The sequence below is a fragment of the Streptomyces sp. NPDC051041 genome (assembly GCF_044456065.1).
Lineage (GTDB): Bacteria > Actinomycetota > Actinomycetes > Streptomycetales > Streptomycetaceae > Streptomyces > Streptomyces glaucus.
Genome location: NZ_JBITFM010000005.1, coordinates 92,426 through 105,069, shown reverse-complemented (window position 1 = coordinate 105,069; position 12,644 = coordinate 92,426). Strand labels below are relative to the sequence as shown.

The following is a 12,644-nucleotide window of genomic DNA, read 5'->3' as shown; positions in this document are numbered from 1 at the left end:
CCTTACGTCGGGTGGGTGCTTCTCGCACGGAGCGTACGACGCCGGGGGACGTCCGGGCACGGCAAAGTGACGCCCGGGCCAGGACCGGGCGAATTCCGGGACAACGGCGTGGCGGAACCGTGATGTGAGCTCCCGGCGGACCGGGGTACCGCCCGGCTCGGGCGACTAGGCCGACAGCGGCTCCTCGCCGACCGCCGAGGCGAGGTCGGGATGGACGTCGAACAGGCGGCGGACCCCCAGCGCCCCCAGGACCCGGTTGACGTGCGAGCCGTCGACCGCGCCCCGGGCCGGCAGGATCAGGCACAGCCGGCCCTGGCAGGAGCGTATGAGGCGGCGGGTGGCGATCAGGACGCCGACGCCGCTGGAGTCGCAGAACAGGACCTCGGAGAGGTCGAGGACGAGACTGTGGCGGCCGGCGGCCACCACGTCGTGCACCCGTTGACGCAGCACCGGCGACGTCACCAGGTCCAGCTCGCCGGACACCCGGAGCACGGCCCATCCGCCCTGCTCGCCATCGGTCACGTTGAGCGCCACCACCATGCCCTTCGCTCGCTGGAACCCCCAAGTGGAAGCAGTCCTTGCGCTTCTTGTGAGCGCGGCTGCCCACCGGCCGTTCCCTGAAACGCCGTTGGACAAACGGCAATCATGCAAAACAGGCTTGTTCCTGCTCGATTCGATCCTGTTCGATCGGGTGCCGGACGGCCCTTTACCACCTGTGGTCCATCAGGGGCGCGCATTGCCGCAAAGGGGCGTGCGGCCCCGGACGTGCCGATTACATTCGAGAGGACGGCGGCACCGGGCCGGCCGCCGGCACGGGCGAGGGGTGAGGAGGCCGCATGGCGAAGCAGGACGTACCGCCGCGCTGGGACCTCGGGATGCAGCAGCGGCTCGCGCACGGGGAGGCGGCGGCCCTCGGCGAACTCTACGACCGGTTCGCCTCGCTGGTGCACGGCCTCGCGTACCGGGTGCTCGGTGACGAGCCGGCCGCCGACGGGATCACCCGCGAGGTCTTCGCGCACGTCTGGCGGCATCCGGACGCCTACGACCCCGGGCAGGGCCCCCTGCGCACCTGGGTCGCCGCGCTGGCCCACCGCCTGGCCGTGGAACGGCTGCGCACCACCGGGACCGCCGCCCTCGCCCGCGGCGGCCCCGGCAGCGCCGAGGAACTCGAGCGCAAGGTGCGGCACGCCGCGGTCGCCGCCCGCGCCGACTACATCGTCCAGGCCATGCCGGCTCCGCTGCGGGCCGCACTGGAACTGGCCTACTTCCAGCGCCGCGACTACCGCCAGACCGCCGCCGACCTCGGCGTCACCGAGGACGAGGCCCGCCGCCGCCTCCGCCTGGGCCTGCAGCTCCTGTCCACGGCCCACCACACCGGCCCGTCCGCGCCGCGGCCCGGCCACGGGGGCGCGGCGTGAAGGGCACGGGGCAGTTCGAGGAGTGCCGGACGTACGGGACGGGCGGGGAGCCGGAGCAGGCCGGCGGGTGCGAGGCGCACGGCGGGGCCGGGGGCCGGAACGGGTCCGGCGGACCGGGGCGGCCGGACGGGCCGGGCGGCCGCGGCGGGGCCGGGGACGCGGGCGCCCCGGAGCGCGCCGGCGGCCCGGACGGGCCGGGGCAGCCGGGCGGCCCCGGACCCGGCGGCGGGTGGCGCCGGGAGCGGCCCCCGCGCGTCCCGCTGCCCCGCGTCCCCGTCGAGGACGGCGGCCCGCTCCCGCCGGCGCCGGGGGAGCGCCCGGACCGGCCCCCGCCGCCCCCGCCCCTCCCCCTGGAACACCCCGTGCTGAAGTCGCTGCTCGGCGCCTGGGCGCTGGCCGCCTGTTCCGGGGAGGAGTCGGCGGCCGTCGAGGCGCACCTCGGGGAGTGCGGGGCCTGCGCCGACGAGGCGCTGCGGCTGCGGGACGCCGTCGGGCTGCTGCAGTGGCCGGACAGCCTCGACCTGGACCCGGCCCTGCGCACCCGCGTGCTGGATGCCTGCCTGCAGCGGCGCCCGCCGCGCGTCCCGGTGCCCGAGTGGGCCGCGCCGTACGACGCCGAGACCGCGCGCCTGGACGCGCTGCTGCAGGACATCGGCGACGCCGAGTGGCACGCGCCCGTGCGGCTGCGCTGGTTCGAGGGCAGGGGGGCGACGAGCCGCCGTACCACCGTCGCCGGGGTCATCGCGCATCTGCTGAGCGTGGACGGCCTGGTCGCGGTCGCCCTCGGGCTGGACGACCCGCTCGGCGACATCACCGCCCCGGCCCCGACCCCGGGCGCCCGCACCGAGGCCTACTGGCGCGCCTCGCGCCTCCCGCCCACCCGCACGGTGCGGGCACCGTGGCGGGAGCAGAGCCACAGCCTGGTGCGGACGGTGTCCCGCACCGGAGCCGCGGGCAGGACGCCGGTCCCGTACGGCGACTTCGAGCTGCCGCTGCGCGACGCGATGCTGGACCGCGCCTTCGAGTGCTGGGTGCACGCGGAGGACATCGCCGAGGCGGTGGACTACCCGTACGACCCGCCCGCTCCGCGCCACCGGCACGCCATGTTCGACCTGGCCGTCCGCATGCTGCCGCTCGTGCTGGCGGAGCGCCGCCGCAGCGGGCTCGCCGCGCCCGGCCGGCACCGGCACCTGGTCCCGGCGGGCACGGCGGGACGCAGTCTGCGGCTGGAGATCGAGGGCTCCGGCGGAGGCGACTGGCTCATCCCGCTGGACTCCCCCGGCGCGGTGGGCTCCGCCGGCCACCAGGTGGCCCACGTCGCCCTGGACAGCGCGGACTTCTGCCGGCTGGCCGCGGGCCATCTGCCGCCGGAGGAGGCCGCGGCCGGGCAGGTCGGGGACCGGGAGGCGATCAGGGACGTGCTGTTCGCCACCGCGTCGCTGAGCCGCATGTAGCGGCCGCCCGCGGCGGCGACCGCGCGGGCGGGGACGCGCGCCGTCCGCCGCGGCCGCGCCTCACGCGGAGCCGCGCGTCGCGTGCCGGGGCGCGTCAGGCGAACACGACCGTCCGCCGCCCGTTGAGCAGGATCCGCCGCTCGGCGTGCCACTTCACGGCCCGCGCCAGCGCCTGGCACTCCACGTCCCGCCCGATCGCGACCAGGCCCTCGGGGGTGACGTCGTGGCCGACCCGCTCGACCTCCTGCTCGATGATCGGCCCCTCGTCGAGGTCGGCCGTCACGTAGTGCGCGGTGGCGCCGATCAGCTTCACCCCGCGCGCGTGCGCCTGGTGGTACGGCTTCGCGCCCTTGAAGCTCGGCAGGAAGGAGTGGTGGATGTTGATGATCCGCCCGGCGAGCTGCTTGCACAGGTCGTCCGAGAGCACCTGCATGTAGCGGGCCAGCACGACCAGTTCGACGTGCTCCTCGCGCACGATCTCCAGCAGCCGCGCCTCGGCCTGCGCCTTGGTGTCCTTCGTCACCGGGATGTGGTGGAAGGGGACGTCGTAGGAGGCCGCCAGTTCGGCGAAGTCGGTGTGGTTGGACACCACGGCCGCGATCTCCACCGGCAGCGCGCCGATCCGGGCGCGGAAGAGCAGGTCGTTCAGGCAGTGCCCGAACCTGCTGACCATCAGCAGGACGCGCATCTTCTCGTCGGCCCGGTGGATCTGCCAGTCCATCTGGAAGGAGTCGCCGATCGCCGCGAAGCTGGCGCGCAGCTTGTCCACCGTCACCGGGGCCTCGGCCGAGAAGTGGACGCGCATGAAGAACAGACCCGTGTCGTGGTCGCCGAACTGCTGGCTGTCCTCGATGTTGCAGCCGGTCATGAACAGGTAGCTCGACACGGCGTGCACGATGCCCTGCTTGTCGGGGCAGGAGAGCGTGAGGACGTACTGGTCGGCCGGGGCCTCGGCTCGGGTGGACTGCTCGTTCATGCAGCACAGGGTCCCATACGCGGCGCGGCGCCGGGAAACCCCGGGAGGGACGTCCCGCTAGGCGGACCGCGTCAGGATGCGCAGCACCTCCAGGCTGCGCGGCGGCGCGTCGGGGTCCTCGCCGTCGCTCACGGCCATCCGCACGTGGGCGTCCCGCGCGGCCCGCACCGCCTCGGGCCAGGCGTGGTGCTCCAGGTAGGCGGCGACCGGCGCGTCCGGCCCGACCTGGTGCATGATCCGCAGCACGCGCAGCACGGCGGTGTCGACGAGGGCCGCCTCCTGCGAGTCGCGGAAGATCGTGCCGACGTACTTCTCCGCGGACCAGTGGTCCAGCCAGGTGTCCTCGACCAGCCGGTACACCGCGTCCGTGACGTCGCCGTAGCCGTCCACGCCGGCCAGCCAGACGTCCCGCTGGAACACGGGGTCGGAGAGCATGTGCAGCGCGGAACGCACATTGCTGCGCCAGCGCCACCACGGCATGTCGTTGAGTGGCATGCCGCCCATGGTGGAGGAGCGACGGCCACGGCGGGAAGAGTTCTCCGAACCTTGCACGGTCATCGATCGTACGTTCCCTTTCTCGAGGGCTTCGCCTGCCCCCGCAATTCACCTCCGTGTCACCCCTCATTGACCGGAGGTCGCTCCCGGGTTCTCCGTGTAAGGGAATCGTGTGGATTCATGACCGGCAGGCGACGCACCCCCAGCACCTTCCTCCCCGGCCTCCTCACCCGCCCCCGCAGGGCCCGCGTCCTGATCACCGGCGCGCTGGCGGCCTGCGCGTCGCTCGCCGCCGGGTGCGGCGTCGTCCCCGGTGCCACGGGGGGCTCCGGGGACGACGCGATCACCGTCATGACGTGGGCGCCGCAGGACACGGCCGCCACCAACAAGCCCGGCATGCCCGCCTTCGCCCGCGCCTACGCCCGCTGGATCAACGGCCAGGGCGGCATCAACGGACGCAAGCTCAACGTCCTGACCTGCAACGAACACAACGACAGCGTGTCCGCCGCCAAGTGCGCCCGGCGCGCGGTCAAGGAGAACGCCGTCGCGGTCGTCGGATCCTACAGTCAGCACGCCGACTCCTTCTTCCCTCCGCTGGAGGGCGCGGGCATCCCGTACATCGGCGGCTACGGCATCACGAACGCCGAGTTCACCAGCCCCCTCTCCTACCCGGTCAACGGCGGGCAGCCCGCGCTGCTGGCCGGTCTCGGCAGCGCGCTCGCCCCGTCCTGCGGGCCGGTCACGCTGGTCCGGCCCGACACCATCGCCGGCGACCAGCTGCCCGTGCTGCTCGATTCGGGTCTGGAGGCGGGCGGGCACGCCGCCGCGCACGACCAGCTCGCGCGGGAGGACGCCACCGAGTACGGCGGGCAGGCGGAGCGGGCGCTGCAGCGGGCGACCGCCGACCCGTCGAGCACGGGGTGCGTGGTGCCCGCGCTGGGGGACCGCACCGACACCTTCATGGACTCCTTCCGGCGCGCCCGCGAGGACTACCCCGAGGTGCGGACCGCGACCGTGCTGGGCAGCGTCGACCAGACGGCGATCAACGCCACCGGCGGGGCGTCCGGCCCCTACGAGGGGTCGTACGTCACCGGCTGGTACCCGGTGGCGGGCGACGCGCGCTGGGACCCGATGCGGAAGGTGATCCGGGAGGAGGCCTTCGGCGACAACCACATCGACCCCGCGGACGCCGGAGTGCAGACCACCTGGATCGCCTACACGGTGTTCAAGCGGATCGTGGAGTCGCTCGGGGACCGCGAGGTGACCGCCGACGCCATCACGCGGGCCCTGGACGGCGGGCTGAAGGTCGGCACGGGCGGGCTCACGCCGACGCTCCAGTGGAAGTTCCAGGACAAGCTGGCCTCGATCGGCTTCCCCCGCCTGGTCAACGCCAACGTCACCCTGCAGGTCGTCCGGGAGGGCCGCCTGGTCTCGGCCCGCAAGGGGTTCGTCGACACGACGAAGACGCTGGAGAGCGCCGACGTGAGCTGAGCCGGGAACGGGACGCGGGCCGAGCGGAGGGCGGGGCGGGCGCGCCGCGGCGGTGCCGCCCCGTGTCCGTCACAGCTGGGTCGGCTGGCGTTCGGTCAGGCCGTACGTCTTCGCGATCGCGTTCCACAGGGCGGCGGCCTTGGCCTTCTCGGCGGTGGCGGTGCCGCTCGCCCGGTTGCCGGCCTGCGTCTGGCCGGTGACGCGGGCCTGCCCCTTGTGGCAGCCCTTCTTGCCGGCGACCTGGTCGGCCCAGGCCGCGTAGTGGTTGTCGGCCGAGGCCGACGCCTGCCACGCCTTGGTGAGGTGGGTGGTCAGCGCCTCGTGGTCGGGCAGCCGGTCCACCGCGAGGCCCTCCAGGCGGGTCACCAGCTCGGCGCGCTGCTCGGCCGCGTCGCGCAGGTCCTGCGCCGCCTGGGCCAGGTTGTCGCAGGACTTCACGTCGGCCACCGCGTTGATCACCGCGGCCCGGCTGTCGCCGCTGTCGGCCAGCAGCTTGTCCAGCTCGACGGCCTGCTGGCGCACCGGGTCGACGGACGGCGAGGCCGAGCCGCCGGTCGCGGGAGCCGTGGCGGAGACGGGCTGGTTCCGCGCGCCCTGGTCGTCGCCGCCCCCGCCCGCCAGCAGGGCACCGGCCCCGACGCCGAGGACGACGATGCCGACCCCGACGGCCGCGATGAGCGGCACGCGCGATCCGCCTCTGCCGCCGTCGCCGCCGCGGGCCGCGCCCCGGCCGCCCCGCCCGCCGTCGCCGCCGCGGGCCGCGCGCCGGCCGCCGCCCGGGCCGTGCGGCGGCCGGGCCGCGGCGCGCGGCCGGTCGACGCGGGGCAGGTTCCGGGTCGCGGCCGGGCCGTCGCCGCCGCCCTCGCTGCGGAAGAGGTTGTCGAACTCGGCGGGCGGCTGCCGGCCCGCGTCCTGGCCGGCGCCGTAGGCGGCGCCGGCGGGCTGCCCGGCCACGGGCGGGAGGTACTGCGTGGGCTCGGCGTCGGAAGGGGCGGCAGGCGCCAGCGGCCCGGCTCCGCCCCGCGGGTCCCCGCCCGGGTGGCGCGCCGCCTCGGACGGCGTCCCGTCGGGCCGCTCCGGCGGCAGCGCCCCCGGCCCGACGGGCGGCAGGTACTGCGTCGCCCCCTCGTCCACGGCCGCGCCGACGGGCGGCAGGTACTGCGTGGCGCCGTCGGGCGTCCCGGCGGCCACCGGCGGCAGGTACTGGGTGGCGCCCTCGTCGGCGGGCGGCAGGGGCCCGGCAGCGCCGCCCTGCCCGTACGCCGTGGACGCGCCGCCGTACCCGTCGGGCGGCAGGGACGCGGAGGCGTGGGCCCCGTACGACGGCTGCGCGCCGTACGCCGGGGGCTGCGCGCCCTCGGGGGGCAGCGGACCCGGGCCCGGCCGGGCCGCCTCGGGCGCCCCCCAGGACTGGGCCGGCGGTTCCGGCCAGCCTTGGCCGCCCTGGGCCGGGTCCTGGTGCCGGCCGGGACCCCACGGCTGGTCCCAGGCCTGGCCGCCGGCGGGCGCCGGGGCGCCCGGCCCGTCCGCCGTGCCCGGCAGCAGCGGCTCGCCGCCGTCGGAGGGCAGCACGATGCCTTCGCGCGCGGGGCGCGCCGAGGGCTCCTCGCCCTGTCCACTCTGCGTCACCGGGACTCCTACGAATGGGGGACCTTCGGAATCGTCGGCTCACGCTACCGGGTCCCCGAAGCCCGGTGCCACGCCGCACGGGGCGTGACCTCCTTCCCTGTGACCGTGGTAACAACCCCGGGCCGCGCGCTGTTCGTGTCACCTCCCGCCCGCCGGGCGGCCGCCTCCCGCCCGTTCACGCACCGGCGGCCCGCCGGCCGCCGGCCGCCGGCCGGCTCACGCGGCCGTCTGCAGTTCGAGGCGCGCCCCGAACTCCCGTACCACGGCCTCCTCCCGGTACGGCTCCAGTCGCTGCTGGAAGTCCTCCAGGTACTCGGCGCCGCGGTTGGAGCGCAGGGTCTCCAGGAGTTCCACGGCCTTCAGCCCCGTGGCGCAGGCCTGCTCGATCTCGCGCTGCTGCACCTGCGCGGTGGCCAGCAGCACATGGCCGATGGCCCGCCTGCGGACCCGGGTGTCGGGGTGCCCCGCCAGGGACTCCCGCGCGCAGCGCGCCGCCGCGTCGGCCTGCCCCAGGTCCCGGTGGCAGTGCGCCAGTTCGTCGGCGAGGTACGCCTCGTCGAAGTGCCGGATCCACTCCGGGTCGTCCCCCGAGGCCCCGCCGGCCGCCTCCAGCGCGCTCACCGCGCGCCCGGCCGCCGCGTGCGCCGCGCGCGCGTCGCCCAGCAGGGCGTGCCCGCGCGCCTCCGCCGCGTGGAACATCGACTCCGCGCGCGGCGTCACCCGCCCGCGCGTCCCCTCCTGCGCCGCACGCGCCAACTGCGCGATCTCCCGCGGGTTGCCGAGCTGCGCGGCCAGGTGGCTCATGGACGCGGCCAGCACGTACCCGCCGTATCCGCGGTCGCCCGCGGCCTGCGCCAGCCGCAGCGCCTGGATGTAGTAGCGCTGGGCGAGGCCCGGCTGCCCGGTGTCGACCGCCATGTACCCGGCGAGTTCCGTCAGCCGGGCCACGGTGGCGAACAGTTCGCGTCCCACCGACTCCCGGTACGAGCCGGCGAGCAGCCCGGAGACGACGCTGTTGAGGTAGTGCACGACGACCGGGCGCACGTGTCCGCTGCCGTACTGGTGGTCCAGCTCGACCAGGGCCTGCGTCATCGCGCGTACGGCCGCCACGTCGGACCGGCCCACCCGGGGCCCGGTCGTGCGCGCCACCTGCGGGTCGGGCGCCGAGATCAGCCAGTCCCGGCTGGGCTCGACGAGCGCGGACGCGGCCACCGACGAGCCGGACAGGAAGTCCCTGCGGCCGACGTCGCTGCGCCACAGCTCGCACACCTGCTCGATGGCCCCCAGCACGGTCGGCGAGAACTGGAGGCCGACGCCCGACGCGAGGTTCTTGCCGTTGGCCATGCCGATCTCGTCGATCGTGACCGTACGGCCCAGTTTGCGCCCCAGCGCCTCCGCGATGATCGCGGGCGCCCGTCCCCGCGGCTGCTGCCCGCGCAGCCAGCGGGCCACCGACGTCTTGTCGTACCGCAGGTCGAGGCCGTGCTCGGCGCCGCACATGTTGACTCTGCGGGCCAGCCCCGCGTTGGAGCAACCCGCTTCCTGGATGAGCGCCTGCAGCCGTTCGTTCGGCTGCCGCGCCACGAGAGGCCTTGCGGCCATGGCGTACCCCCTGCTTCCTGGCGGCTCGCCCGCGGGCGCTGCCACCGGCGCGGCGGGGCGGTCGCGCCCGGCCCTTCGGGCCCGTGCGCGTCCGCCCTCCCGCACCGGCGCGCCCTGCGGCTCACCCGCCTGAGGCTGCGGTGCCTGCCCACGCACCGAGTTGACGTGTCTTCCGCGGCCGGGGCTCCTCACGTCCCGGCGGAAGGATCCGGCCGTGAAGATCAATGCCCCGCCCCCCTACCGAAAATGCGAGGCTTGCGAGGATTTGCCGGGGTGGCGTTCGCCGCCCCACCCCTGGCTACCCAGCTCCCGACGCGGATCCTCTCGCGCGCCCCCGCGGATGCATCCATGCGCCCCGGACCGGGAACCGGTGCTCCTCCCCCGCGCGCGTTCCGGCCGTAACTCCAGGTGGACGCGGGAGTTGAGATCAGCGTGGAAGAGACGATCCCGGGCCCCGGAGCCGCACAGATTGCCGGTCAGATTCCGCAGCAGCGCGGGACAGTGCTGCTGGAGGCAGCCGTCCGCTACGCCGAGGAGCGGCACTGGGACGTGTTCCCCGGGACCTGGCTGGAAGCCGTCGACGGGGTGCAGCGCTGCTCCTGCGGCGACGTCGCGTGCGCCCTCCCCGGCGCGCACCCGGCGCGCGCCGACTGGGCGACGCAGGCGACGGGCAGTGCGACCGCCGTCCGCCGGCTGTGGCAGAAGCAGCCGGCGGCGTCGGTCCTGCTGCCCACGGGCCGTACCTTCGACGCGGTCTCCGTCCCCGAGACGTCCGGGTTCCTGGCGCTGGCCCGGATGGAGCGGCTGGAGCTGACGCTCGGGCCGGTGACGCTGACGCCGGACCGGCGGATGCAGTTCTTCGTGCTGCCGGGTGCCGGTGCCAAGCTTCCCGACCTGGTGCGCAGGCTGGGCTGGTCGCCGGCCTCCCTCGACCTGGCGGTGCTGGGCGAGGGCGCGTACGTGGCCGCGCCGCCCACGCGGTACGGGTCGCGGGGGGCCGTGCAGTGGGTCTGCCGGCCCACGCCGGCCAACCGGTGGCTGCCGGACGCGGAGGAGCTGGTCCCGTCGCTCGCGTACGCCTGCGGGCGGGACCGCTGACGCCCGCCCGTCCGGTTCCGGCGCGCACGGGGCCGTTCGCACGCTCCCCGCACTCCTCGCGGGCGGCCGTCCCGCCGTAGGGTTCTGCCCGACGGAGGGAGATGCGGTGGGTGCCAGCGCCGTACGCGTACGAGATCTCTGGAAGCGGTTCGGGCAGCATGCCGCCGTCGCCGGGATCGACCTGGAGCTGCCCGCGGGGAAGTTCATCGGGCTCGTCGGGCCGAACGGGGCCGGGAAGACCACCACGTTGTCGATGGTGACCGGGCTGCTGCGCCCCGACCGGGGCACGGTCGAGGTGGTCGGGCACGACGTGTGGCGCGACCCGGTTCAGGTGAAGGCGCGGATCGGGGTGCTGCCGGAGGGGCTGCGGCTGTTCGAGCGGCTCTCCGGGCGCGAACTGCTCGCCTACTCGGGGCGGTTGCGCGGGCTGCCGGGCGCCGAGGTCGACAAGCGGGCCACGCAGCTCCTCGACGTCCTCGACCTGGCCGGCGCCCAGCACAAACTGGTCGTCGACTACTCGACCGGCATGCGCAAGAAGATCGGGCTCGCCGCCGCGCTGCTGCACAACCCCGAGGTGCTCTTCCTGGACGAGCCGTTCGAGGGCGTCGACCCGGTCTCCGCGCAGACCATCCGGGGCGTGCTGGAGCGGTACACCGCGTCGGGCGCGACCGTCGTCTTCTCCTCCCACGTCATGGAGCTCGTGGAGTCGCTGTGCGACTGGGTGGCCGTGATGGCCGCGGGCCGCATCCGCGCCCACGGGCCGCTCGCCGAGGTCCGCGGGGACGCGCCCTCGCTGCAGCGGGCGTTCCTCGAACTCGTCGGCGCCGACGGCCGGGACGCCGGCGCCGACCTCGACTGGCTGGGCGGCGGTGGCGCCCGGTGAGCGCCACCGGACTCACCCCCGTCGTCGTACGGCTGAAGCTGTCGCTGCTGCGCAACGGGCTGAGGCAGTCCGGCGGGCGGCGGGCCGCCTACGTCGCCTCCGCCGTCGTCGCCCTGCTCTTCGCCGCGCTGCAGCTGGCCGGGCTGGTCGCGCTGCGCGGGCACCCGCACGCCGCGTCGCTGATCGCGCCGCTGGTGGCGGTGGTGGGGCTGGGATGGGCGGTGATGCCGCTGTTCTTCCCCGGCGGCGACGAGACGCTCGACCCGACCCGGCTGGTGGTGCTGCCGCTGCGGCCCCGGCCGCTGGTGCGGGCGCTGCTCGCGGCCTCGCTGGTCGGCGTCGGGCCGCTGTTCACCCTGTGCCTGCTCGCCGGTTCCGTGATCGCGGTCGCGCACGGCGGGGCGGCGTACGCCGTCGGCGTCGCCGGGGCCGTGCTCGCGCTGCTGGTGTGCGTGGCCCTCGCGCGGGCCGTCGCCGCCGCCAACGTACGGCTGCTGACCAGCCGCCGGGGGCGGGACCTCGCGGTGCTCAGCGGGCTGCTCGTCGCGGTCGGGGCGCAGGCCGTCAACTTCGGCGCGCAACGCCTGGGTTCGGGCGGGCTGGCGCAGCTCGACCCGGTGGCCGGGGTGCTGCGGTGGGTGCCGCCCGCGTCGGCGGTCGACGCGGCGCACTCGGCGAGCGAGGGGGCGTACGGGGTGGCGCTGGCGCAACTGGCGCTGAGCGCGGGCGCGCTGGCGGCGCTGCTGTGGGTGTGGGCGCGGCACCTGACACGGCTGATGACCGAGCCCGACGGGTCCACGCTGCCCGCCGCCGGGCCGGCGGCCCGCGACCGCTCCTCGGCCGGACTCGCGCGGCTGCTGCCCGCGGGCCGCACCGGCACGGTCATGGAACGCAGCCTGCGGTACGTGTGGCGCGACCCCAAGACCAAGGCGGCGTGGGTGACGTCGCTGGCCATCGGCCTGATCGTGCCGGTGTTCAACGCCTGGCAGGGCACCGGGTCGGTGTACTTCGCCTGCTTCGCCGCCGGAATGCTCGGCATCCAGATGTACAACCAGTTCGGCCAGGACACGTCCGCGTTCTGGATGGTCGCGCTGACCATCTCCACCACCCGGGACGCCTACCTGGAACTGCGCGCCCGCGCCCTGGCCCTGCTGCTGATCACCCTGCCGTACGCCACCCTCGTGACCGTGGTGACGACGGCGATGCTCGGCGACTGGCCGCGGCTGCCCGAGGCGCTCGGCCTGTCCTTCGCGCTGCTCGGCGCGATGCTGGCGACCGGCGCGTGGACCTCCGCCCGCTTCCCGTACTCCGTCCCGCAGGAGGGCTACAAGAACGTCGCCCCCGGCCAGACCGGGCTCGCCTGGATCTCGATCTTCGGCGGGATGGTCGCCGCCGCGCTGCTGTGCGCCCCCGTCATCGCGCTGACGGTCTGGCTGCACGCCGGCGCGGACGGCGACGGGTGGACCTGGCTGCTGCTGCCGGCCGGCGCCGCGTACGGGGCGGCGCTGACGGCGCTCGGCCTGCGCCTGGCCGCCCCGCGGGCGGCCGGGCGGCTGCCGGAGATCCTGGCTGCGGTCAGCAAGGGGTGACGGGCGCGC

Annotated in this window: 11 protein-coding genes; 6 read left to right on the top strand and 5 right to left on the bottom strand. The window is 75.6% G+C overall.

The annotated features are described in order from the left end of the window. Window positions 1-165 precede the first annotated feature (165 nt). The gene (locus ACIBAI_RS11160) at window positions 166-540 is read right to left on the bottom strand and encodes an STAS domain-containing protein (protein WP_399033058.1); all 375 of its coding nucleotides are present in this window, start codon (window positions 538-540) and stop codon (window positions 166-168) included. Between the two features lie 296 nt (window positions 541-836). Between ACIBAI_RS11160 and ACIBAI_RS11155 the strand changes: the two genes are divergently transcribed. After that, a complete protein-coding gene (locus ACIBAI_RS11155; RefSeq protein ID WP_399033057.1) occupies window positions 837-1,418 on the top strand; it encodes an RNA polymerase sigma factor in 582 nt (193 codons plus the stop codon). Beyond that, window positions 1,415-2,872, top strand: a complete 1,458-nt coding sequence (locus ACIBAI_RS11150; RefSeq protein WP_399033056.1) for a maleylpyruvate isomerase N-terminal domain-containing protein — start codon at window positions 1,415-1,417, stop codon at window positions 2,870-2,872. The genes ACIBAI_RS11155 and ACIBAI_RS11150 overlap by 4 nt, the downstream gene beginning before the upstream one ends. Window positions 2,873-2,966: 94 nt before the next feature. On the opposite strand, the gene purU is transcribed toward ACIBAI_RS11150, so the two are convergent. Together purU and ACIBAI_RS11140 are read right to left on the bottom strand one after the other, a co-directional pair. After that, entirely contained in the window at window positions 2,967-3,848 is an 882-nt protein-coding gene (purU, locus tag ACIBAI_RS11145; RefSeq protein ID WP_344603014.1) for a formyltetrahydrofolate deformylase, read from the bottom strand. Between the two features lie 57 nt (window positions 3,849-3,905). Further along, complete coding sequence (locus tag ACIBAI_RS11140) at window positions 3,906-4,406, bottom strand: hypothetical protein (protein WP_399033054.1); 501 nt, start codon at window positions 4,404-4,406, stop codon at window positions 3,906-3,908. A gap of 117 nt (window positions 4,407-4,523) precedes the next feature. Here ACIBAI_RS11140 and ACIBAI_RS11135 point away from each other — a divergent pair, with 117 nt between their 5' ends. Continuing rightward, window positions 4,524-5,834, top strand: a complete 1,311-nt coding sequence (locus ACIBAI_RS11135) for an ABC transporter substrate-binding protein (protein WP_399033052.1) — start codon at window positions 4,524-4,526, stop codon at window positions 5,832-5,834. 69 nt (window positions 5,835-5,903) lie between these two features. Here ACIBAI_RS11135 and ACIBAI_RS11130 read toward each other — a convergent pair whose 3' ends face one another. Both ACIBAI_RS11130 and ACIBAI_RS11125 read right to left on the bottom strand, forming a co-directional pair. Continuing rightward, window positions 5,904-7,463, bottom strand: coding sequence for a hypothetical protein (locus ACIBAI_RS11130; RefSeq protein WP_399033050.1), 1,560 nt, complete (start codon window positions 7,461-7,463; stop codon window positions 5,904-5,906). A 216-nt stretch (window positions 7,464-7,679) separates the two neighbouring features. After that, entirely contained in the window at window positions 7,680-9,065 is a 1,386-nt protein-coding gene (locus tag ACIBAI_RS11125; protein ID WP_399033049.1) for a transcriptional regulator, read from the bottom strand. A gap of 432 nt (window positions 9,066-9,497) precedes the next feature. On the opposite strand from ACIBAI_RS11125, the gene ACIBAI_RS11120 reads away from it, so the two are divergent. The 3 genes from ACIBAI_RS11120 to ACIBAI_RS11110 all read left to right on the top strand — a co-directional run bounded on the left by ACIBAI_RS11120 (window position 9,498) and on the right by ACIBAI_RS11110 (window position 12,635). Then, window positions 9,498-10,163, top strand: a complete 666-nt coding sequence (locus tag ACIBAI_RS11120; RefSeq protein WP_399033047.1) for a bifunctional DNA primase/polymerase — start codon at window positions 9,498-9,500, stop codon at window positions 10,161-10,163. A 106-nt stretch (window positions 10,164-10,269) separates the two neighbouring features. Beyond that, entirely contained in the window at window positions 10,270-11,046 is a 777-nt protein-coding gene (locus tag ACIBAI_RS11115) for an ABC transporter ATP-binding protein (protein ID WP_399033045.1), read from the top strand. Beyond that, on the top strand, window positions 11,043-12,635 hold the full coding sequence (locus tag ACIBAI_RS11110) for a transporter (protein ID WP_399033043.1): 1,593 nt from the start codon (window positions 11,043-11,045) through the stop codon (window positions 12,633-12,635). Before ACIBAI_RS11115 ends, ACIBAI_RS11110 begins: the two co-directional genes overlap by 4 nt. The last annotated feature ends 9 nt before the right edge of the window (window positions 12,636-12,644 follow it).